The following is a 23234-nucleotide window of genomic DNA, read 5'->3' on the forward strand; positions in this document are numbered from 1 at the left end:
ATTGTCCGAGTTTGTGATACAATAGGTAGAAACAATATTTTATAAAGGAGAAAAGACACATGCACATTTTTGATGAGCTAAAAGAGCGTGGTTTGATTTTTCAAACGACTGATGAAGAAGCTTTGCGTAAAGCCCTAGAAGAAGGTCAAGTTTCTTATTATACTGGCTACGATCCAACTGCTGATAGCCTTCACCTCGGCCACCTTGTCGCAATCTTGACCAGTCGTCGCTTGCAGTTAGCAGGTCATAAACCATATGCGCTCGTTGGCGGTGCTACAGGTCTCATCGGAGATCCGTCCTTCAAAGATGCTGAGCGTAGTCTCCAAACAAAAGACACAGTAGAGGGCTGGGTCAAGTCTATCCAAGGGCAACTTTCTCGTTTTCTTGACTTTGAAAATGGTGAAAATAAGGCTGTCATGGTCAACAACTACGACTGGTTTGGCAGTATCAGCTTCATTGACTTCCTCCGTGACGTCGGAAAATACTTCACTGTCAACTACATGATGAGTAAGGAATCTGTGAAGAAACGGATCGAGACAGGGATTTCTTACACTGAGTTTGCCTACCAAATCATGCAAGGGTACGACTTCTATGTCCTTAACCAAGACTACAATGTTACTCTGCAAATCGGTGGTTCTGACCAGTGGGGAAATATGACAGCTGGTACCGAATTGCTTCGTCGTAAGGCTGACAAGACTGGTCACGTGATCACTGTTCCACTCATCACAGACGCAACTGGTAAGAAATTTGGTAAGTCAGAAGGAAACGCAGTTTGGCTTAACCCTGAAAAGACTTCTCCATACGAAATGTACCAATTCTGGATGAACGTGATGGATGCTGACGCTGTTCGCTTCTTGAAAATCTTTACCTTCTTGTCACTCGATGAGATTGAAGACATCCGCAAAGAGTTTGAAGCGGCTCCACACGAACGCTTGGCACAAAAGGTCCTCGCTCGTGAAGTCGTGACTCTTGTTCACGGAGAAGAAGCTTACAAAGAAGCCCTTAACATCACCGAGCAACTCTTTGCTGGAAACATCAAAAACCTTTCTGTCAAAGAACTCAAACAAGGACTTCGTGGAGTGCCAAACTACCAAGTAAAAGCAGACGAAAACCACAATATCGTGGAACTCCTCGTGTCATCTGGTGTGGTGAATTCAAAACGCCAAGCCCGTGAAGACGTCCAAAACGGAGCTATCTACGTCAACGGCGACCGTATCCAAGACCTTGACTATGTCTTGAGTGACGCAGATAAGTTAGAAAACGAACTCACTGTTATCCGCCGCGGGAAGAAGAAATACTTTGTGTTGACTTACTAAATTGTTAAACATTTACCTATAAACAAAGGAGTTACCCTCGAGAAAGGTAACTCCTTTTTGCTGTGAATAGTCCCCACCTATCCCTTAATAGACAGGCTACGCAGGACTATGCGTAAGGTTGTTAGATTATGTAGGATAGAGAGGTTTGAAGGACTGAGCCAATTAAACAAGCCAAAGCCAATCAAACTACTATTTACGACAACGGTATCTTGAATATTCTTCTTGATGAGTGTTTGCAAAGATGATGATAGCCAATCCAACTCTTGGAAGAAATCCAAGCGATTATCTAACAATAAGATATCGCTCATCTGCTTAGAAATATCTGCACTCTCATTCATCACCACACCGATATCTGATAGGGTTAGAGCAGCTGAGTCATTCAATCCATCCCCAACCATCAAAATAGTGTGACCTGCTCTCTGCAGTTTCTCTACTAACTCAAACTTCCCATCAGGTTTCAAGTCTGTATAGACTTGATCAAAGGGCAAATCTTTTACTAATTCCTCTGTCCTAACCAGGGTATCCCCTGTTGCCAGAATCAATTTTTTCCCTTGTGCCTTAAGTTTCTCCAAGGCTGCTTTTGCTTCTTTTCTCAAAGGAGTATGGATGCAGAACATTCCAATCAATTCATTCTGATATGCTAAGAATAAGAGATTGTAGTGGCTCTTATACTCTTCAATTAAAGCATTTTGTTCCGAACTGATATGAATCTGCTCATCCTGCATCAAGACATAATTCCCAATAACAACTGGTTGGCCATCGATATAGGACTTAATTCCCTTGCTTGCAATATATTGGAGTTTCCCATGCATTTCCTCATGTTCAATTCCCTCTATCTCAGCTTGCTTGACAATGGCATTAGCGATAGGATGATAGATGTGTTCTTCAAGACAGGCACTTATTCTTAAGATTTCTTCCTCACTATAGTCTCCAAAAGGTAACACCTTTTCAACTATAGGATAGCTAGTTGTGATTGTCCCAGTCTTATCAAATAAGAAGGTATCGACTTCCAGATATTTCTCCAGAACATCCCCATCCTTAATCACCATTTCACGATTCAACCCCTCCTTGATAGCTGTTAAATAAGCTACAGGAGTAGAGATTTTCAAAGCACAGGAGAAATCGACCAATAGAAAAGAAATAGCCTTAGAAAAAGAACCTGTTAATAGGTAAGTCAGACCAGCACCCAAGAAATTATATTTGACGACCTTATCCGCCATCTTGATGAAATAGCGTTGTTTAGTTTTCTTGTTTTCTTCAGATTTCTTCATCAACTCAATCAGTTGTAAAATACGGCTGTTCATCTGATTATCGGTTACACGAATACGTAGCTCTCCAGTCTCCAAGACTGTATTTGCACAAACCGAATCAAACTCTCTTTTTTCAACTGGAAAACTCTCTCCCGTCAAGGAACTTTCATTGACCATACCTAAACCTGAAACTACTTGTCCATCAAACAGAATTTCATTTCCTTGAGATAGGACCAAGACATCTCCTATTTGAACATCGGAACTCTTGATGCTAACGACCGTATCGCCCTGTACCAAGAATACATCGCTCTCTTTTGCAAGAAGACTCTGTTCTAAATCTGTTGCAGTTTTTTTCAAGGACCACTGATCTAAATGATTGCCTAAATCAAGCATAAACATGATATTACTAGCCGTCTTGGATTGGTTCATAAACATGGACAATAAAATAGCCGAACAGTCCAAGACTTCCATCGTTAACTCCTTACGCGCTAGAGTTTGATAAGCTGCTCTGACATACCCCAAAGCCTGGTAACAGGTCCAGATATAGCGAATAGGATAAGGTACAAAACTGCGAAAAAGCCAGCGCTTAATCGCTGCGCCTGAAACGATAGAATAAGCAGTCTCTTCTCTACGAATGGGAAGAGTCATCAACTCAGAAACTTTCCCCTTATCAATCCTTTTTAAAAAGCCTTCGGCATTTTTTAATACAGAGAAGCCTTCTTTTATACGTAGAGTAAAGTGCTGTTGATCCATATAAAACTGGATAGACTCAATCCCCTTTTCATCCCTAGCCAAGGAACGAAGATAGTCTTGAATATCCAAGGTGAGTGAAAAAGAAGATGATAATCGGATATGTTGATATCCTCTATGTAGCACTTTAAAAGACATACTATTCCTCTATAAGACTATCTAATTGCTCTTCTTTTTTCTCTTGCTCGTACAAATATTTGGCATCTTGCAAGACATCGTCTCCATGTTGTTTCACAATAGAAACAGATGCATCCAATTCGTCTTTCAATTTGTAAGCCTTAGCCAAAGCTTTAGAATAGCCTTTTTTAGCTTCTTTACTTGCCAAGATTTTCAAACCAAGAGTGCCAAATGCTACACCACCCAAAAAGAGTGATGATTTTTTCGCAGCTTTTGCGATGGTTAATACTTCTTTTAACATAGTCGTTTCCTCCTTATCATTATTATATAGCAATTTAGATATAAAAGCAATTCCATTCTATGGATTAAAGAATTGGATTTATTTCTATTGAATCTCATATCTACATACTCCTATACTTGCTTTCGCTTGCCTCTTTTGCTAGACTTAAACTATGAATACAAATCTCAAACCCAAACTTCAGCGTTTTGCTTCTGCGACTGCCTTTTCCTGCCCTATCTGCCAAGAAAATCTGGCCTTGGTAGAGTCTAGCCTCAAGTGTAGCAATCGCCATTCTTTTGACTTGGCAAAATTTGGCTATGTCAACTTGGCTCCGCAAATCAAGCAATCTGCCAACTACGACAAGGAAAACTTTCAAAACCGCCAACAAATTCTTGAAGCTGGTTTTTATCAGGCTATTTTAGAAGGTATCTCGGACTTACTAACAACTAATCCATCCGCAAAAACAGTCTTGGATATCGGTTGTGGCGAAGGTTTCTACTCTCGTAAACTCCAAGAAAGTCACTCTGACAAAACCTTTTACGCCTTTGATATTTCAAAAGATTCCGTTCAAATCGCTGCCAAGAGCGAATCCAACTGGGCGGTCAACTGGTTTGTTGGGGACTTGGCTCGTCTCCCTATAAAAGACGCCAGCATGGATATCCTGCTTGATATCTTTTCGCCTGCCAACTACGGAGAATTTCAAAGAGTATTATCAAAAGACGGCATCTTGATCAAGGTCATTCCTACTAAAAACCACCTCAAAGAAATCCGCCAAATGGTGCAGGACCAACTGACAAAGAAGGACTATTCCAACCAAGATATCAAGGAACATTTTCAGGAACACTTCAGCATTCAAGCTAGTCAAATAGCCTCCCTGACCAAGCCCATCACAGGTGAGCAACGCCAAGCATTGCTCAGCATGACCCCCCTTCTCTTTCATGTTGACCAGACCAAGATTGACTGGAGTCAACTGACAGAGATTACCATTGAGGCAGAGATTTTGGTTGGGAAAGCACTGTAAATAAAACTTTCAGATAAGACAAAACCCGCACCCTTGATTAAGGTGCGGATTTGATTATAGAAAACTGAGATATTTTAAATCTATCTCTATTCCCCTCCTATCCTATACTTTTAGCAGTGACAGTTTATGAAGTTTATCGATGGTTAGTTTTCGAAGTTTTGGTTTTTTTGTATTTTTGAGAGCCCAATAACTTAGCGCGAATAGAGCAACAATCCATACAAGAGATACGATTAAACTATCAAAATTTAATTTAAAATCAGCTTTATTAAAGAAGTCAACATAAATTCCCAAGAAGGTTGTATCCATAAAATTCTTAATTTCTGAACTAACTTGTGAAAACATTGGTAAGAATGATAAAGCTAACATGGGAATTAAACCATACACTTGAGCCTGTGTTTGTGTTTCTGATATAGAGCCAATAACTAAATTCAGAAGTATAGTACATAAGGCTACTAACGAAACTACAGCAAGATATACAGGGTAATCTGTTCCAAAATCAAATTCAACCATTATAGGGAAGGCAATCATTGCTACTGAGGCAAAGATTACAGGATAAAATAGAACAGAAACAAGATATTCTCCACGGCGAACCCCACTTAAAACAAGGGTTTTAAAAATTCTTTTCTCTTTTTCTTCTGCAATCGAACTTGAAATCATTGAACCTGAAGAGAATGAGAAGGCCATTGTTAAACTACTATATAGCAATGTTTTCCCTTGAGTTCCATCAGTATTCATGAAATTTTGGAAAAGCAGAACTAGAAAGAACGGGAATATTACCTGAACTAAAGTGTTTTTGTTATTCAATAATACTTGTGTCCTCAACCAAATAAGGGCTAAAATTCTCTTAAACATCTAATTTTTCTCCTGTCAATTTAATAAAAATATCTTCTAAAGTTGGTTCACATGAGTGAATCGTCATCATTTTTTTATAATCTTCTTGTTGCAAGTCTTCGAAGCGCACTACTTTTTTAGTAGAGTCACTATAGGTTACTGCAACCTTTTTTTCCGTGTTGTATTTTTGGATAATTTCGCTTGGGCTTCCTTGTTCAATAAGATCACCTTTATTCAAAAGAGCTAGGTTATCACATAATAAAGTCGCCTCATTCATATCATGAGTAGTTAAGAAAATGGTTGTTCCTCTTTCCTTTAACTCCTGTAGTAATTTGTGAATCTTCTTTGAGGTGGTGGGATCTAACCCACTTGTAGGTTCATCTAAAAATAGAACTTTAGGGTAATTGATTAAAGCACGAGCTAAAAGCATTCGTTGACGCATTCCTGTAGAAAGTTTTTCAGCTGGGGTGTCTTTACTATCATACAGACCAACTTGTTTTAGAATTTCTTCAATTCGAGATTTTGAAACTCCGTATAGTCTTGCAAATAGCAACAAGTTATTGTACAAGCTCAATTTTTCGTAATAACCACTTGTATCACCTACTAAACCTAACTCTTCAAAATCTGAAGGGAGCAATTTTTGAGAATCTTTCCCCAACAATTCTGTCTTTCCGCTGTTAGCCTGTAGCTGTCCTGTCAGAATATTGATCATTGTTGTCTTCCCTGAACCAGATGGACCTAGGAATCCAAAAATTTCTCCTTCGTTTATTGAAAAACTAATTTGATTTAAAGCAATATTATCTCCAAATCGCTTTGTAACTCTTTCTACCTTAATCATTTTATTACCTCTTTCTAATGATAAATTGTATTTTAGAAACTTCACTCACTCCCATCGGTTATGTCAACAACTCTAATTCTAGGCTTTAAGTTGGAGTCCAGTTTGATTTCCCTCATTTCATTTGGAAGCAAGAGAACTAATTTTAGCAACTTCTCATCAAGTGTTACTTTACATAGGCGTCTGCTATCTAGACTATTTTTTATAATCAGATAATTCTTCTTGACAAACTTTTCATCCATATAATAGTCAATTGTTTTTACCATATTTTCCTCCCGCCTGCTAATCTACATCCCATTAAATAGGAATGTTTCTAGCATTGCGCTTCTCTTAACTTATTTACAATAACAGTATATACCTTACGAGAGTAAAAAAACAGGACATTTATGTCCACTGACATTTATGTCCTGTTTTATATTGAAATTATGAAAAATCCTTATTTTTTTCCTCTATCACTCGATTTTTAAAATTCATGTCATTCAAAAATTCTGCTCCGTTAATAGCTTTTTCATAGTATTGTAGGGCTTTTTCTTTATCTTTTTCTCCGTATAAGTAATATTTTGCTTCAATGAAGTCTACAGTTGGTTTTAAACTAGTATCTCCGATGTCAATCATAATTTCTCTTAAAATGCTCAATATTTCAGGTATAAATTCATGATAATCGATGTCAAGCTGATAAAGGACTAAACCTATTAGCACCCTTTGAAGCAAGTGAATATAGTTTGTATCATCATAATTTGTTTGAGATACAATATTTAGACAAACTTTTTTTAAAGTTATTTCATCTCGTTCTGCATTAACCGCTAAAGATAAAAAATACAAGTACAATAGTAGTAGATCATTTGTCGAATATTCTGTTCGCAGCATTGTTTGCTCAAAATACTCCTCAATTAAACCTTCCCCAAATTCAGCGTTTTCAGAAACATATACATCATCAATGGCTTGTAGGACTTCAACTGCTACTTGCTCATCTTCAGGCAGTTGATCATAAAAGCGTTCCTGAATTTCCTCAAAGATTTCCTCACGTTGACGAATTTTTTCTTCATCTCCATGAATAGATTGACGAATCAATTTCGTTTTTAGTTTTAAATACTCTTTAGGAACAATTAACAAGCCCTCGTCAATTAGCTGAGATATTGAAACTCCCAATACTTTGGCTATATAGTCTAGTTTCGCTAAACTGGGCAAGTTATTTCCTGTTTCAATTCGGCCCAACTGACGAACAGTCAGTTCTTTTTCATCTCCACAAAAGGCTTCCCTACTCAATCCCTTTTCAGTCCGTAAGGTACGAATCCGTTTCCCAATTTCTAAATTACTCATAATAAGCCTCTTCAAATTCTAATTTGATATTCAAACAACTACTTGTATACGTTCCTATTTTAGCATACTTTCTTACAATTTTCAGATAAAAATAATGATAACTAATAGTTTTAAGCCACCACTCTATATAACTGACCCATTTTAATATAGTATCTGAGGTCTATCTCTACTCAAGTATTCAAAAAAGCGAATTTCAATTGAAACTCGCTTTTTACAAAATGTATTAGTATGAATTTGTATCTTAGTTCAAGTGCCAGATATCTTCGTTGTACTGAGCGATTGTACGGTCAGATGAGAAGAATCCTGCTTTGGCAATGTTAACGATGACTTTATCCAACCATGCGTCGCGGTCTTCGTAGTCAGCAAGCATTTGCTCTTTGACTTTAATGTAGTCTTCCAAGTCAAGGAGAGTCATGAACCAGTCTTTGTTGATCAATTCGTTGTAAAGACGTTCCAAGCGTTCTTTCTTGCCTACTGCAAGAACAGCGTCACTCACAATGAAGTCAACCAAAGGTTTGATAGCTTCACGAGCATAGAATTCGCTTGATTTGTAAGCTGCTTTTGCGTAAAGGTCGATAACAGTTTCTGAATCTTCACCAAAGATATAGATGTTTTCGTCGCCAACCAACTCAGCGATTTCCACGTTAGCACCGTCCATAGTACCAAGAGTCAAAGCACCGTTCAACATGAATTTCATGTTACCAGTACCTGAAGCTTCTTTAGAAGCAAGTGAGATTTGTTCTGAGATGTCACATGCTGGGATCAAGAAGCTTGCTGCAGTAACGTTGTAGTTTTCAACCATTACGACTTGCAAGTGTGGAGCTACAGCTGGGTCGTTAGCAATCACTTCTGACAAGCAAAGGATCAAGTGAATGATGTCTTGAGCGATTGTGTAGGCAGGAGCAGCTTTACCACCGAAGAATACTGTGATAGGACGAGCAGGGATGTTACCAGCCTTGATATCAAGGTATTTGTGGATCACATACAAAGCGTTCATTTGTTGGCGTTTGTACTCGTGAAGACGTTTGATTTGGATGTCAAAGATAGAGTTTGTATTGATTTCCACACCTTGGTGTTCTTTCAAGTGACGAGCCAATTTACGTTTGTTGTGAGCCTTGATGCTTTCCAATTTTTCTTTAACAGCAGCCTTGTCTTCGTATGACAAGAGTTTTTCAAGCTCATCTGCTTCATGGTGCCAACCATGTCCAAGAATCTCATCCAAGTAGTGAGACAAGCTTGGGTTAGCATGCATGAGCCAACGACGGAATGTGATACCGTTTGTTTTGTTGTTGAATTTTTCTGGGTAGATGTCGTAGAAAGCTTTCAACTCTGAGTTCTTCAAGATTTCAGTGTGAAGAGCTGCAACCCCGTTTACACTGTATCCGTAGTGGATATCCATGTGAGCCATGTGAACACGTCCGCTCTCATCGATGATTTGAACAGCTGGGTCTTTGTATTCTGCCTTCACACGACGGTCCAATTCTTCGATGATTGGTACCAAGTGAGGAACCACTTCTTCCAAGAATTCAAGAGGCCATTTTTCAAGGGCTTCAGCAAGGATTGTGTGGTTAGTGTAGGCAGTCATGCTACGTACGATTGAGATTGCTTCATCAAGCTCGATACCTCGCGCAGTCAAGAGACGGATCAATTCAGGAATCACCATTGATGGGTGAGTATCGTTGATTTGTACAACAGCGTAGTCTGCAAGGTCATGCAAGTTGCTTCCTTTTTCGATTGCTTCGTCGATGATCAATTGCGCACCGTTTGAAACCATGAAGTATTGTTGGAAGATACGGAGCAATTCACCTTGCTTGTCGCTATCGTCTGGGTAAAGGAAGAGAGTCAAGTTGCGAGCGATATCTGTCTTGTCAAAGTTGATACCATCTTCGATGATAGAAGAATCAACTGAATCCAAGTCAAACAAACGCAAGCGGTTTTTAGTAGCTGTCTTGTAACCAGGTACATCAATATCATAAAGGGTAGATGTCAATGTGAAGTGTGCAAATGGCACTTGGTAGCTACGGCTTGAGCGTACCAACCAGTTTTGCTCTGTCAACCAAGCGTTAGGAATTGTTTCTTGTTGGTTGTTTTTAAGAACTTGTTGGAAAAGACCGAAGTGGTAGTTCAATCCAACACCGTCACCATTCAAACCAAGTGTAGCGATTGAGTCGATAAAGCAGGCTGCCAAACGTCCCAAACCACCGTTACCAAGTGATGGTTCCAATTCTACTTCTTCGATTTCGATCAACTCTTTACCTGCAGCTGCAAGTTCTTTTTTCACATCGTCGTAAAGACCAAGGTTAATCAAGTTATTTGACAAGAGTTTACCGATCAAGAACTCAGCTGAGATGTAGTAAACTTTTTTCTTACCAGTGTTGACTGGTTTTTGGCTGCTTGCAAGTTTGCTGTAGTTAAGAAGAGCAAGGTAAAGCTCTTCATTGCTACATTCTGCAATGGTTTTATTGTAACGTTTTTGTACAAATTCGTTTAATGGTAACATGTTTATGTGTCTCCTGATATTGTCTTATTTCTTTAATTCTACCAAATTTTCATTGATTCGGCGATAAATTGTAGTCAAGTCAAGCAAAGTTTCTTCAACAGCTGGTGTGAGTTGGTCTGCTGTCATACGCCATGACCAGTTTCCGCCAAGAGTAGATGGGAAGTTCATACGAGCTGACTCATCTAGTTCTAGCAAGTCTTGCATAGTTGCAATAGCCATGAAGCTAACAGATGAAAAGACTGTGCGAAGCATTGCGTGTGGCACTGTTTCGTACTCTTTACGGTTCGTGTAACGAGCCATGTATTCACGAGTTGGATCGTCGATTTCATTACGGTACCAACCAAGAACAGTGTTATTATCGTGTGTTCCTGTGTACATAACAGAGTTGGCAGGTGCCAAGTGTGGGCTATCGATACTTTCATCTTCTGGGTTGAAGGCGAATTGAAGAATCTTCATTCCTGGGAAGCCAGTACGTTCACGCAACTCGATGACTTCATCTGTCATGAAACCAAGGTCTTCTGCGATGATGTTTAGCTCACCAAGCTCTTCCTTAACGGCTGCAAAGAGTTTGTAGCCTGGACCTTTCACCCATTTACCAGGTGCTGCTGTATCGGAACCAGCAGGAATTTCCCAGTAAGATTCGAAACCACGGAAGTGGTCGATACGAACGATATCGTAGATCTTGAAGCTTTCGCGCAAGCGTTCAACCCACCATTTGTAACCGTCTTTGTCCATTGCTTCCCAGTCATAGATTGGGTTGCCCCAAAGCTGACCAGTTGCAGAAAACTCATCTGGTGGGCATCCTGCGATGCAAGTTGCTTTACCATTGGCATCTGTCTTGAAGAGGTGTGGATTTGCCCACATGTCGCTTGAATCTTCTGCTACGTAGATAGGCATGTCCCCAACGATTTCGATGTGGTTATCGTTAGCGTAAGCTTTCAATTTCAACCATTGTTGGAAGAAGAAGTATTGAGTCACACGGTGGTAAACCAACTTGTCTGCCAATTTCTCACGGTAGCTTTCAAGTGCTGAAGCTTTACGAGCACGAGCATCTGCATCTGGCCATTCTGTCCAAGCAAGATTGTCAAAATGCTCTTTGATAGCCATATATTCTGCGAAGAGTTCGAGCCATGATTGGTTGTCTTTAGCAAACTTCTCAAAATCTTTGACATCACCCACTTCCAAGAAGCGTTTGACTGCTTTTTCTAAAAGCGGACGACGTGCATAATAAATCTTCGCATAGTCAACTTCAGATGCATCGCTACCAAAGTCAACACCTTTAAGATCACTGGCTTCGAGCAAGCCTTGCTCTACCAAGATATCAAGGTCGATAAAATGCGTATTTCCAGCAAAGGCTGAGAATGATTGGTATGGAGAATCTCCATAGCTTGTTGTCCCAAGAGGGAGGATTTGCCAGTAACGTTGCTTCGTACGAACCAAGAAATCAACGAAATCATAGGCAGTCTGGCCAAATGATCCAATCCCGTATGCTCCTGGCAGAGAAGAGATGTGCATCAACACACCACTTTGACGTTTTTTCATAATAGCACCTCATGTGTTTGTTATAAAACGTTGCGCAATTAAGGCGCAAACGTTTGCGTTAATTTAAGTATAACGCATTTCAAAAACAAATGCAAGCGTTTTTAAAAAATTTTTTTGAATTATTTTAATCAAACAAAACTTGTTGCCACTGATATTTTATGAAATAAGCGAAAAAATTTTAAAGATTTTCTGATTTAAGATAATTCATTCCCAATATCTGCTCTATTTTCTGAAAAATCGAGCCAAATTTACGCAATCGTTTTCCTAATATATTTTCAATTCAAAAAAAACAAACATTTTAAGTTCTTTCCTATATATAGGCTTTAACAAATGTTTGAAACCTTAAAATTTTTTTAAAATTTTTGCTAAAAAAGCTTGCAACCGTTTTCTATTTGTGCTATACTAAGTTCGTAAAAGAAAACGTTTGCGTTTTCTCATTAAATTATTTTTGTTATTCTTTAGGAGGAATACACTATGTCATCTAAATTCATGAAGAGCGCTGCTGTGCTCGGAACTGCTACTCTTGCTAGCTTACTTTTGGTAGCTTGCGGAAGCAAAACTGCTGATAAAGCAGCTGATACTAGCTCATCTGAAGCAAAAGAAATCACTTTCTACGTTGAAGACCAATACAAAGCCTACGCTGAAAAAGTTGCTGCAGCTTATGAAAAAGAATCAGGTACAAAAGTTAACATCAAATCAGGTGACCAACTTGGTGGACTTGACAAACTTTCTCTTGACAACCAATCAGGTCAAGCTGCTGACGTTATGATGGCACCATACGACCGCGTAGGTAGCCTTGGTACTGACGGACAACTTTCAGAAGTTACTTTGAGCGACGGCGCTAAAACAGATGATAAGACTAAATCTCTTGTAACAGCTGCTGACGGTAAAGTTTACGGTGCTCCTGCCGTTATTGAGTCACTTGTTATGTACTACAACAAAGACTTGCTAAAAGAAGCTCCAAAAACTTTTGCTGAATTAGAAGAACTTGCTAAAGACAGCAAATACGCTTTCGCTGGTGAAGATGGCAAAACTACTGCCTTCCTAGCTGACTGGACAAACTTCTACTACGCATATGGACTTCTTGCTGGTAACGGTGGTTACGTATTCGGACAAAACGGTAAAGACGCTAAAGACATCGGTCTTGCAAACGACGGTTCTATCACTGGTGTCAACTACGCTAAATCTTGGTATGAAAAATGGCCTAAAGGTATGCAAGATACTGAAGGTGCTGCAAACTTGATCCAAACTCAATTCCAAGAAGGTAAAACAGCTGCTATCATCGACGGTCCTTGGAAAGCTCAAGCATTCAAAGATGCTAAAGTAAACTACGGTGTTGCTACTATTCCAACTCTTCCAAATGGTAAAGAATACACACCATTCGGTGGTGGTAAAGCTTGGATCATCCCATCAAGCACTAAGAACCTTGAAGCTGCACAAAAATTTGTAGACTTCCTTGTTTCAACTGAACAACAAAAAGCATTCTACGATGCAACTAACGAAATCCCAGCTAACACTGAAGCTCGTTCATACGCTGAAGGTAAAAACGATGAGTTGACAACAGCTGTTATCAAACAGTTCAAGAACGCTCAACCAATGCCAAACATTTCTCAAATGTCAGCAGTTTGGGATCCAGCTAAAACTATGCTCTTTGATGCTGTAAGTGGTAAAAAAGATGCTAAGACAGCTGCTAACGATGCTGTAACATTGATCAAAGAAACAATCAAACAAAAATTTGGTGAATAATTGAATTCGTTACAAGGGGGGAGAATACAAATCCCCCTTTGATTTTATAAATTTACGAATGATTGCAGTTGCCTATCTAGTGATTGGAGACAAACTTCAATCTCGTATCCTATGAAAGGAGTATTCATGGAAAACCAACAACCTAGCAAAGCAGCCTTGCTTTCAGTGATTCCTGGGTTAGGACAGATTTACAATAAACAAAAGGCAAAAGGTTTTATCTTCCTTGGTGTAACTATCGTATTTGTTCTTTATTTCCTAGCACTTGCAGCCCCTGAATTGCACAATTTGATCACTCTTGGTGACAAGCCAGGTCGTGATAATTCCCTCTTTATGCTGATTCGTGGTGCCTTCCATTTAATCTTTGTAGTCGTTTATGTGCTCTTTTATTTCTCAAATATTAAAGATGCACATACAATCGCAAAACGTATTAACAATGGAATTCCTGTCCCACGTACTTTTAAAGATATGATCAAAGGTATTTATGAGAATGGTTTCCCTTACCTCTTGATCATCCCATCTTACGTCGCTATGACATTTGCGATTATCTTCCCAGTTATCGTAACCTTGATGATTGCCTTTACCAACTATGACTTCCAACACTTGCCACCAAACAAATTGTTGGACTGGGTTGGTTTGACTAACTTTACAAACATCTGGAGTTTAAGTACCTTCCGTTCAGCCTTCGGTGCGGTTCTTTCTTGGACCATCATCTGGGCCTTGTCTGCTTCTACTTTGCAGATTGTGATTGGTATCTTCACCGCTATCATTGCTAACCAACCATTTATCAAAGGAAAACGTATCTTTGGTGTTATTTTCCTTCTTCCTTGGGCTGTTCCAGCCTTCATCACTATCTTGACATTCTCAAACATGTTTAACGATAGTGTCGGAGCGATCAACACTCAAGTATTGCCTATCTTGGCTAAGGTTCTTCCTTTCCTTGACGGTGCTCTTATCCCTTGGAAAACAGACCCAACTTGGACCAAGATTGCCTTGATTATGATGCAAGGTTGGCTAGGATTCCCATACATCTACGTTTTGACTTTGGGTATCTTGCAGTCAATTCCTAACGACCTCTACGAAGCGGCTTATATCGATGGTGCCAATGCTTGGCAAAAATTCCGCAACATCACTTTCCCTATGATTTTGGCTGTTGCAGCACCAACATTGATCAGCCAATACACCTTCAACTTTAACAACTTCTCTATCATGTACCTCTTCAACGGCGGAGGTCCTGGTAGCGTTGGTGGTGGAGCCGGTTCAACTGATATCTTGATCTCATGGATTTATCGTTTGACAACAGGTACATCTCCTCAATACTCTATGGCGGCAGCTGTTACCTTGATCATCTCTATCATTGTCATCTCTATCTCTATGATCGCATTCAAGAAACTACACGCATTTGATATGGAGGACGTCTAAGATGAATAACTCAATCAAACTCAAACGTAGACTGACTCAAACCCTCACTTACCTCTACTTGATTGGTCTTTCAATCGTGATTATCTATCCACTTTTGATTACTATTATGTCAGCCTTCAAGACTGGTAACGTCGTAGCTTTTAAACTAGATGCTAATGTCGACTTTAGCTTTGCCAACTTCCAAGGGCTCTTCACTGAAACCTTGTACGGCACTTGGTACCTCAACACTTTGATTATCGCTTTGATTACAATGGCTGTTCAAACAAGTATCATCGTACTTGCTGGTTACGCCTACAGCCGTTACAACTTCTTGGCTCGTAAACAAAGTTTGGTCTTCTTCTTGATCATCCAAATGGTGCCAACTATGGCCGCTTTGACAGCCTTCTTCGTTATGGCCCTTATGTTGAACGCCCTTAACCATAGCTGGTTCCTCATCTTCCTATATGTCGGTGGTGGTATCCCAATGAACGCTTGGTTGATGAAAGGTTACTTCGACACAGTACCAATGTCTCTTGATGAATCAGCAAAACTAGATGGTGCAGGACACTTCCGTCGCTTCTGGCAAATTGTTCTCCCACTCGTTCGTCCAATGGTTGCAGTACAAGCGCTCTGGGCCTTCATGGGACCTTTCGGAGACTATATCCTCTCTAGTTTCTTGCTTCGTGAGAAAGAATACTTTACAGTTGCCGTTGGTCTACAGACCTTTGTCAGCAATGTGAAAAACTTGAAGATTGCCTACTTCTCAGCAGGTGCTATCCTCATCGCCCTTCCAATCTGTATTCTCTTCTTCTTCCTACAAAAGAACTTTGTTTCAGGACTTACAAGTGGTGGCGACAAGGGATAATTTATCCCCGCCACCCTTTTTCATTTTGATCTTGTTTCTAAAGTTGAAAGATTAGACACAAGACTGCAAATAGTAGCAAAATCAGCTTTTCAGTAAGCAATTTATCTACTAGACTTGAAATAAAGCACATTTCTCTATATAATAATACTCATATAGAAAACACCTTTTAGAAAGATACAAATGCTTCCATATCCATTTTCATATTTTTCAAGTATTTGGGGATTTCGTAAGCCCCTATCAAAACGTTTCGGTCTCAACTGGTTTCAGCTTCTCTTTACGAGCATTTTCCTCATCAGTTTGTCTATGGTTCCGATTGCCATTCAAAACAGCTCACAGGAAACGTATCCACTGGATACCTTTATCGATAATGTCTATACTCCACTGACAGATGAAGCCATCATGGACTTGTCAGAGAATGCACAAATCGTAGATGGAAAGCTGAACTACTCAGGTACGAAGAATCAGCAGCCTTCTCTTTTGATTGGCCCGAGCCAAAGCAAGGAATTGCCAAAGGACTTGCAACTTCATTTTGATACCGAAGAACTCGTCATCAGTAAGGAAAGTAAGGAACTAACTCGCATTCGCTACCACGCCATTCAAACGGAGAGTTTCCAGAGCAAGGAAGATTTAACCCAAGCCATTTCTAAAGATTGGTACCAACAAAATCGGGTCTATATCAGTCTCTTTCTCGTTCTTGGTGCAAGCTTCCTCTTTGGATTGAATTTCTTCATTGTCTCTCTTGGAGCTAGTCTTCTCCTTTATATCACCAAAAAATCACGCCTCTTTTCATTTAGGACCTTTAAAGAGTGCTACCACTTTATCTTGAACTGTTTAGGATTACCCACTCTGATTACGCTTATTTTGGGACTTTTTGGCCAAAATATGGCAACCCTTATCACTGTACAAAACATTCTTTTTGTTCTTTATCTGGTCACTATTTTTTACAAGACACATTTCCGTGATCCAGATTATCATAAATAGGAGATTTTTATGCCCGTGACGATTAAAGATGTGGCTAAAGCAGCAGGTGTCTCACCTTCCACTGTTACCCGCGTCATTCAAAATAAATCAACGATTAGTGATGAAACCAAAAAACGAGTGCGCAAGGCTATGAAGGAGCTCAACTACCATCCCAACCTCAATGCTCGTAGCTTGGTAAGTAGCTATACTCAGGTTATCGGCCTGGTGCTCCCTGACGACTCGGATGCCTTTTACCAAAATCCTTTCTTCCCATCTGTTCTACGAGGGATCGCCCAAGTGGCATCTGAGAACCACTATGCTATTCAGATTGCAACGGGGAAAGATGCAAAAGAGCGGCTCAAAGCTATTTCCCAGATGGTCTATGGTAAGCGTGTAGATGGTTTGATTTTCCTCTATGCCCAAGAAGAAGATCCTTTGGTTAAGCTAGTAGCAGATGAGCAATTTCCTTTCCTTATCTTAGGTAAATCCCTATCTCCCTTCATTCCGCTCGTCGATAATGACAATGTCCAGGCAGGTTTTGATGCAACAGAATATTTCATCAAAAAAGGATGCAAGCGAATTGCCTTTATCGGAGGAACCAAAAAACTTTTCGTAACACAAGATCGTCTAATGGGTTATGAGTCAGCTCTTAAACAATACCAACTTCCTATTGATCCAAATCTGACCTACTTTGCGACCGAATTTCTTGAAGATAATGGTTATCGCTTTAGTAAACTTCTCTTCGAACATGATCCAAATATTGATGCTATTATTACTATTGATAGCCTTCTTGCTGCAGGGGTCTGTGATTACATCGCAAAACACCAACTGGATGTCCCTGTCCTCAGCTTTGACTCGGTCAACCCTAAACTGAACTTGGCAGCCTATGTGGATATCAATAGCTTAGAACTCGGGCGCGTTTCCTTTGAAACCATTCTCCAGATTATTAACGATGCCAAAAACAATAAACAGATTTGTTACCGCCAGTTGATTGGGCACAAAATTATCGAAAAATAAAGACCAGCCTCAAGGCTGGTCTTTTGAGTATTATTAATTGTCTGTTTCTACGAATCGTCCTAGGATGTGGACATTTTCGGATACAGAGACAAAGGCTGTCGGATCAACCTGTTTCATGATGTGTTTAAAATCATTAAACTCTGCTCGTGTGATGACCGTAATCAAGACTGCTTTTCTCTCATGATTATAGGTTCCTTCTGCATCGTGGATCATGGTAGCGCCACGGTGCAATTTTTTATGGATTTTTGCAATTACCTTATCAGGATTATTGGTCACAATCATAGCCTGCATGCGTTTTTGCTTGGTAAAGACTGCATCTGTCACACGGCTCGATACAAAAATGGTGATCATAGAGTAGAGGGCGTATTTCCAACCAAAGGTCAGACCTGCTATCAGCATGATGGTTCCATTTACCAAGAAAGAAATACTGCCGACATTCTTACCCGTTTTCTTTCGAATGGTGAGACTGACGATATCTGTACCTCCGCTAGAAATATTGTTACGGAGTGCAAAACCAATCCCCAAGCCCATGACAACACCCCCAAAAAGAGCATTGATGATGGGATCCTCTGTCAAGGTCACAACTGGCACAAGCTGGATAAAGAGGGAACTCATGGATACTGTGATAAAGGTAAAGATTGTAAACTTATGCCCAATCTGATACCAAGCCAAAATCATCAACGGAAAATTGATGGCATAAAAGGTCAGCGATATCGGAATATAAAAACCAAACCAGTGATTACTCAAAGCAGAGATAATCTGTGCCAAACCCGTCGCACCACTGGAGTAAACGTGTCCTGGTTGAAAAAAGAAATTGACTGCTACTGCTGACAAAAAGCCATAAACCAGAGAAGCCGAGACTTTCTCATCATATTTTTCCCGAGAGATACTTTGTAAAACTCGTAAGATTTTTATCTGATAAGCAAAGCGGCGCAGATAATAGCGCCATCGCTTAATTCGTTTTGCTTGTTTCATCTTCTTCTACTTGTAAGCTGAGTTCCTCTAGTTGTTTGAGAGCGACTGTTGATGGAGCTTGTGTCATTGGGTCGGTTGCCTTGTTGTTCTTAGGAAAGGCAATGACTTCACGGATATTTTCTTCTCCTGCTAAGAGCATCACAAAACGGTCAAGCCCGATAGCCAAACCACCATGTGGTGGGAAACCATAGTCCATGGCTTCAAGAAGGAAGCCGAACTGGTCATTGGCTTCTTCAGCTGAAAAACCAAGTGCTTTGAACATGCGTTCTTGAAGGTCTTTTTGGTTGATACGAAGGCTACCACCACCAAGTTCATAACCGTTCAAGACGATATCGTAAGCAATGGCACGAACCTTAGCCAAATCACCTTCTAATTCGTGAGCTGTCTCTTCCTGTGGAAGAGTAAATGGATGGTGGGCGCTCATGTAGCGACCTTCTTCTTCAGACCATTCAAACATTGGCCAGTCAACTACCCAAAGGAAGTTGAACTTATCGTTATCAATCAAGCCAAGCTCTTTGGCGATACGGCCACGAAGGGCGCCTAGTGTTGCATTGGCCACTTCAAGCGTATCCGCCACAAATAGAACCAAATCCTTATCTTCAAGACCAAGTGCTGCAGTCAATTCTGCTTGAATGTCAGTCAAGAACTTGGCAACTGGTCCGTTTAATTCTCCATCAACAACCTTAACCCAAGCAAGACCTTTGGCACCGTACTGTTTGGCTACTTCGGTCATCTTGTCGATGTCTTTACGTGAGTAGTTGTCCGCAGCTCCTTTGACCACAATGGCTTTAACAGCAGGTGCTTCTGAGAAGACTTTAAAATCAACACCCTTGACCACTTCTGTCAAGTCCTGAAGCAACATATCAAAACGAGTATCAGGCTTGTCAGAACCGTAAAGAGCCATCGCATCATCGTATTTCATACGAGGAAATGGAAGCGTCACGTCAATGCCTTTGGTTTCTTTCATCACGCGCGCAATCAATCCTTCTGTAATATCTTGGATCTCCTGCTCCGTAAGGAAGGATGTTTCCAAGTCGACCTGGGTGAACTCAGGCTGACGGTCACCACGCAAGTCCTCATCACGGAAACATTTAACGATTTGGTAATAGCGGTCAAAACCAGCATTCATCAAGAGTTGCTTAGTAATTTGTGGACTTTGAGGAAGAGCGTAGAAATGCCCTTTATTGACACGAGATGGCACCAAATAGTCACGCGCCCCTTCTGGCGTTGACTTAGAAAGGAATGGTGTCTCCACATCGATAAACTCCAACTCATCCAAGTAGTTACGGATAGAGTGGGTCACCTTGGCACGAAGCTTAAGGTTTTCTAGCATTTCTGGACGACGAAGGTCAAGGTAACGGTAACGCAAACGTGTATCGTCATTGGCCTCAATCCCATCCTTAATCTCAAAAGGCGTTGTTTTGGCTGTATTAAGCACCGTCAAAGCTGTCACGTTCAACTCAACTGCACCAGTCGGCAATTTATCATTAGCTTGCTCACGCGCAGCGACTTGTCCAGTCACCTCGATGACAAACTCACTGCGAAGACTTTCAGCTGTTGCCATGACCTCTGCAGATACTTTTTCAGGGTTGATAACCAACTGCATGATTCCTTCACGGTCACGAAGGTCGATAAAGATTAAACCACCCAAGTCACGACGACGGCCAACCCATCCTTTCAAAGTAATTTCTTGTCCGATATGTTCCTCACGAACACGACCAGCATACATACTACGTTTCATGTTTTCTCTCCTCTTTTATTCTGTTACTATTTTACCATAAAAGCGCAGGCTCTTCATGAAAATCAGCAGAAAAGTTTGATTGTCTTTAGAAATCAAAACGAACAGACAAAAAATCCGATGAAAACGTCATCGGATTCTCTGATTATGATTCTTAACCTTTTTTACGCTTTTCAGCAATCTCAGCTGCCTTTTTAGGTAGAACAATCTCCGTCGCATAAGCTGTCGCAAAACGCAAGACACCTGCAATAGGCGCAAAGACAACCGCTAGATAGTTGTAAAAGAAGTCGCCTTTAAAGGCATAGGCAAGTGCCCCGATGATAAAGAAGAGAACGACCGCCTGTATCACTGCTAATAAAATTACTCGTTTCATGTGACCTCCTGACTCTATTATAGCATGAGTATCATCAAAAAGCCGATTAAATTATTCAAAGCGTGGAGAGAAATGCTGTAAAGAAGACCTTTTCGGCTTACATAAGCCAGTCCCAAACTCAATCCCAGACTAGCATAAACTAAAAACTGTTGCAAAGTCCCTGGAAAATGAATCAAGGCAAAAAGCACACTTGATACGAGGAGAAACAGAGCTGTCTGTTTGCTGTTGTTCTGCTTAGGAAAGAGATAGCGCGCCAGCATCCCTCTAAAGATGAGTTCTTCCGTCAGAGGAGCAAAGACTACCACCATAAAGAAACCAAAGACAGGCTGAGCAACTGTCAGTTGTGATACGATTTGTTGATTGACTGACGGATCTTCTGGCAAAAAGAACTGGGCTGCAATAGCCACTAGCAAAACCAGAGTTGGCAACCAAATATAACGATTAAAAGCCGTCGTCTGGATGCTAACCTTTTCTGTCTGATACCATCTGTAAACTCCATAAACATAGGCTCCTGACAGGACGATATAAAGTGGCAGGACTCCAAAGATCGAAGCCCCTAGGTCAAGCGCTGATAAAGCCATACTCTGAATCAGACCATAGCCAAAGTAAAAGGATAGGACAGCTAGAAGAAGCCAGCCAAGATTTTTAAGTAATTTCATAAAAGACTCCTATTTGAAATAACGTTTTACCATAGGTAATTGCATCACATTGATATAAATATGGATCGCTCCTACAAGCAAGAAGGCTAGTAACTGAATCTCTCCTGTCAGTAAGGAAAAGAGAACGATTAGAAAATAGAGAGTTGGCAGGACATACTGGTTTAATTGGAATAAAATTCGAAAACTCTGTTCTAAATTAGCCTTGCGCTCCCCTTCATCGTAGGAGTTTATATAGTCCAAGACATCTTTTGGTGTAGAGAAGAATTCCAAATCAAACTGACGAACGATCGCAATGGTCTTATAGAGATATTTTTGAGCACTGAAAATCATCACTAATGCCAAAAAAGAAAGAGATAAGGTTATATAGCTGATATTTAGTACAATTACTTCACTACCTGAGATGAAAAGAGCCAAAAAAATCGCTACGCCTGCACTATTAAAAGCAATAGTTCCAAACTCGAGATTACGATACATTTGTACATAATAGGTTTCATTCAGATCATCATCCATTTCCTCTTGATACAAGGAGTGAAATTTTCTGCTTTTCTTTAAGAAATCGAAAGTCAAAAACATACTAATGAAACCTAACAGTAAACAAATAGATGATATCCATGGAATCACGATTTTGACATCTAAAATGGTTCCATAGTTTTCGGTATAGGCCTTAAACATCCCTGCAAACATGCCCAAGAAGCCTCCCAAGATCAAAGCCATTAAAAATAACAATCCACGTTTCTTTTTCATATTCATCCTCTTTCTAAACTAATCCAACCAACCATTGACCAAAGGCTTTACCTGACTCAAAGATAGCGACCAAACCTTCTGTTCCAAGTGACACCAAAATCAAACAAACAGCAAACAAGAGAATAGCTTGGTTTCTAGCTTTTTTTGCTCCATCTCCCAAGGGTTCATTGCCAAGCCAACCTGCTAGATAGGCATAGAGAGTTACTGTTATAATCCCAATCTCTGTCGAAGAGAGAAACAGCAAGACTGTCACCAAACGAACGATATTGGCTTGAATGTTAAAATAATTTCCTAAACCTGCACAAACACCCGCAAGTTCTTTGTGCTCAGTATCGACTTGAAAACCTGCTAAAAACTTTTTCATATTCATTCTCCTTTTTCACTTGCTAGATTTTTGGATTTCTTTTCAATCCAGTCAACTACTGGGATGAGAGCAAAGTAGGTCCAAACAAATTGGTCGCTTTGATATGGATTAAACCAGCCTAGGTCCATCCCAATCAGTAGAAATACGCTGACTAATAGAGCTATGGCAACTACATAATAGATTACTTTATACTTGTTCATCATTTTTCTCCTTTTTCTTCAACCGATTGAAAATGGACAAGAGGACTAAATTAATCCAAAACAAATACTTACTTTCAACAAAATAGAACCAACCCAGTAATGTTCCAATCATAGCAAAAGCATTCACAATAAAGGCAAAAACACTCATATAATAAATTACTTTATACTTATTCATTCCTCATCCTCCTCTATACGAAAGACTGACTCGACTGGCTCATGGAATATCTGAGCAATCTTCAGGGCAATAACGATGGATGGGGTGTACTCATCCCGTTCTAACAAACTGATGGTCTGTCTGGAAACTCCTGCTAGCTTGGCAAGTTCGGTCTGATTGAGACCATCGCGAGCCCGAAGCTCTTTTAAACGATTTTTAAGCATTCCTTTCTCCTTTACTCTTAACTTGCTTATATTGTAACACATCTTTTTCTTTTTG

At 40.1% G+C, this 23234-nt stretch carries 24 protein-coding genes; 7 read left to right on the top strand and 17 right to left on the bottom strand.

What is annotated here, in order from left to right; genetic code table 11:
• Positions 1–59: 59 nt before the first annotated feature.
• On the top strand, positions 60–1316 hold the full coding sequence (tyrS, locus tag HMPREF2885_RS03075; RefSeq protein ID WP_044020095.1) for a tyrosine--tRNA ligase: 1257 nt from the start codon (positions 60–62) through the stop codon (positions 1314–1316).
• A gap of 77 nt (positions 1317–1393) precedes the next feature.
• Here tyrS and HMPREF2885_RS03080 read toward each other — a convergent pair whose 3' ends face one another.
• Together HMPREF2885_RS03080 and HMPREF2885_RS03085 are read right to left on the bottom strand one after the other, a co-directional pair.
• The gene (locus HMPREF2885_RS03080) at positions 1394–3454 is read right to left on the bottom strand and encodes a heavy metal translocating P-type ATPase (protein WP_070657021.1); all 2061 of its coding nucleotides are present in this window, start codon (positions 3452–3454) and stop codon (positions 1394–1396) included.
• Between the two features lies 1 nt (position 3455).
• Positions 3456–3734: a DUF6110 family protein gene (locus HMPREF2885_RS03085; protein ID WP_070657022.1), complete on the bottom strand. Its 279-nt coding sequence runs from the start codon at positions 3732–3734 to the stop codon at positions 3456–3458.
• A gap of 151 nt (positions 3735–3885) precedes the next feature.
• Between HMPREF2885_RS03085 and HMPREF2885_RS03090 the strand changes: the two genes are divergently transcribed.
• Entirely contained in the window at positions 3886–4734 is an 849-nt protein-coding gene (locus HMPREF2885_RS03090) for a putative RNA methyltransferase (RefSeq protein ID WP_070657023.1), read from the top strand.
• A 102-nt stretch (positions 4735–4836) separates the two neighbouring features.
• Here the strand turns inward: HMPREF2885_RS03090 and HMPREF2885_RS03095 are convergent, their stop codons facing one another.
• From HMPREF2885_RS03095 to malQ, 6 genes are all read right to left on the bottom strand, one after another.
• The gene (locus HMPREF2885_RS03095) at positions 4837–5586 is read right to left on the bottom strand and encodes an ABC transporter permease (RefSeq protein ID WP_070657024.1); all 750 of its coding nucleotides are present in this window, start codon (positions 5584–5586) and stop codon (positions 4837–4839) included.
• Positions 5579–6403: an ABC transporter ATP-binding protein gene (locus HMPREF2885_RS03100; RefSeq protein ID WP_070657025.1), complete on the bottom strand. Its 825-nt coding sequence runs from the start codon at positions 6401–6403 to the stop codon at positions 5579–5581. The genes HMPREF2885_RS03095 and HMPREF2885_RS03100 overlap by 8 nt, the downstream gene beginning before the upstream one ends.
• 41 nt (positions 6404–6444) lie before the next feature.
• On the bottom strand, positions 6445–6666 hold the full coding sequence (locus HMPREF2885_RS03105; RefSeq protein ID WP_070657026.1) for a hypothetical protein: 222 nt from the start codon (positions 6664–6666) through the stop codon (positions 6445–6447).
• Positions 6667–6823: 157 nt separating this feature from the next.
• On the bottom strand, positions 6824–7720 hold the full coding sequence (locus HMPREF2885_RS03110) for a helix-turn-helix domain-containing protein (protein WP_070657030.1): 897 nt from the start codon (positions 7718–7720) through the stop codon (positions 6824–6826).
• Between the two features lie 241 nt (positions 7721–7961).
• Positions 7962–10220 carry a glycogen/starch/alpha-glucan family phosphorylase gene (glgP, locus tag HMPREF2885_RS03115; protein ID WP_000937161.1) on the bottom strand — a complete coding sequence of 753 codons (2259 nt, stop codon included), beginning with the start codon at positions 10218–10220 and terminating at the stop codon, positions 7962–7964.
• Between the two features lie 24 nt (positions 10221–10244).
• Positions 10245–11762, bottom strand: a complete 1518-nt coding sequence (malQ, locus tag HMPREF2885_RS03120) for a 4-alpha-glucanotransferase (RefSeq protein WP_000747318.1) — start codon at positions 11760–11762, stop codon at positions 10245–10247.
• 474 nt (positions 11763–12236) lie between these two features.
• Between malQ and HMPREF2885_RS03125 the strand changes: the two genes are divergently transcribed.
• The 5 genes from HMPREF2885_RS03125 to HMPREF2885_RS03145 all read left to right on the top strand — a co-directional run bounded on the left by HMPREF2885_RS03125 (position 12237) and on the right by HMPREF2885_RS03145 (position 17748).
• The gene (locus HMPREF2885_RS03125) at positions 12237–13508 is read left to right on the top strand and encodes an extracellular solute-binding protein (RefSeq protein WP_000095461.1); all 1272 of its coding nucleotides are present in this window, start codon (positions 12237–12239) and stop codon (positions 13506–13508) included.
• A 126-nt stretch (positions 13509–13634) separates the two neighbouring features.
• Positions 13635–14927, top strand: a complete 1293-nt coding sequence (locus HMPREF2885_RS03130; RefSeq protein ID WP_000431414.1) for a carbohydrate ABC transporter permease — start codon at positions 13635–13637, stop codon at positions 14925–14927.
• A 1-nt stretch (position 14928) separates the two neighbouring features.
• Positions 14929–15771, top strand: coding sequence for a sugar ABC transporter permease (locus HMPREF2885_RS03135; protein ID WP_001065654.1), 843 nt, complete (start codon positions 14929–14931; stop codon positions 15769–15771).
• Positions 15772–15951: 180 nt separating this feature from the next.
• The gene (locus HMPREF2885_RS03140) at positions 15952–16752 is read left to right on the top strand and encodes a DUF1189 domain-containing protein (RefSeq protein WP_070657032.1); all 801 of its coding nucleotides are present in this window, start codon (positions 15952–15954) and stop codon (positions 16750–16752) included.
• Between the two features lie 9 nt (positions 16753–16761).
• Complete coding sequence (locus tag HMPREF2885_RS03145; RefSeq protein ID WP_070657036.1) at positions 16762–17748, top strand: LacI family DNA-binding transcriptional regulator; 987 nt, start codon at positions 16762–16764, stop codon at positions 17746–17748.
• A gap of 33 nt (positions 17749–17781) precedes the next feature.
• Here the strand turns inward: HMPREF2885_RS03145 and HMPREF2885_RS03150 are convergent, their stop codons facing one another.
• The 9 genes from HMPREF2885_RS03150 to HMPREF2885_RS03190 form a co-directional block, all read right to left on the bottom strand.
• Complete coding sequence (locus HMPREF2885_RS03150) at positions 17782–18723, bottom strand: YitT family protein (protein ID WP_000806299.1); 942 nt, start codon at positions 18721–18723, stop codon at positions 17782–17784.
• Positions 18701–20464 (bottom strand): aspartate--tRNA ligase, encoded by a 1764-nt coding sequence (gene aspS, locus HMPREF2885_RS03155; RefSeq protein WP_070657037.1) that lies wholly within the window; start codon positions 20462–20464, stop codon positions 18701–18703. The genes HMPREF2885_RS03150 and aspS overlap by 23 nt, the downstream gene beginning before the upstream one ends.
• A 151-nt stretch (positions 20465–20615) precedes the next feature.
• Positions 20616–20834: a hypothetical protein gene (locus HMPREF2885_RS03160; protein WP_000832178.1), complete on the bottom strand. Its 219-nt coding sequence runs from the start codon at positions 20832–20834 to the stop codon at positions 20616–20618.
• 17 nt (positions 20835–20851) lie between these two features.
• Positions 20852–21493, bottom strand: coding sequence for a CPBP family intramembrane glutamic endopeptidase (locus tag HMPREF2885_RS03165; RefSeq protein WP_049549814.1), 642 nt, complete (start codon positions 21491–21493; stop codon positions 20852–20854).
• Between the two features lie 9 nt (positions 21494–21502).
• Positions 21503–22237, bottom strand: coding sequence for a DUF3169 family protein (locus HMPREF2885_RS03170; protein WP_000730199.1), 735 nt, complete (start codon positions 22235–22237; stop codon positions 21503–21505).
• Between the two features lie 13 nt (positions 22238–22250).
• On the bottom strand, positions 22251–22601 hold the full coding sequence (locus tag HMPREF2885_RS03175; RefSeq protein WP_049549813.1) for a PspC domain-containing protein: 351 nt from the start codon (positions 22599–22601) through the stop codon (positions 22251–22253).
• A gap of 2 nt (positions 22602–22603) precedes the next feature.
• Entirely contained in the window at positions 22604–22801 is a 198-nt protein-coding gene (locus tag HMPREF2885_RS03180) for a hypothetical protein (protein WP_033583605.1), read from the bottom strand.
• Complete coding sequence (locus HMPREF2885_RS03185; RefSeq protein ID WP_001046120.1) at positions 22788–22976, bottom strand: hypothetical protein; 189 nt, start codon at positions 22974–22976, stop codon at positions 22788–22790. The genes HMPREF2885_RS03180 and HMPREF2885_RS03185 overlap by 14 nt, the downstream gene beginning before the upstream one ends.
• Positions 22973–23179: a helix-turn-helix transcriptional regulator gene (locus HMPREF2885_RS03190; RefSeq protein ID WP_000916943.1), complete on the bottom strand. Its 207-nt coding sequence runs from the start codon at positions 23177–23179 to the stop codon at positions 22973–22975. The genes HMPREF2885_RS03185 and HMPREF2885_RS03190 overlap by 4 nt, the downstream gene beginning before the upstream one ends.
• Between the last annotated feature and the right edge of the window lie 55 nt (positions 23180–23234).

This window comes from Streptococcus sp. HMSC062H02, assembly GCF_001813005.1.
In the GTDB taxonomy this organism is placed as follows: Bacteria; Bacillota; Bacilli; order Lactobacillales; family Streptococcaceae; genus Streptococcus; species Streptococcus oralis_S.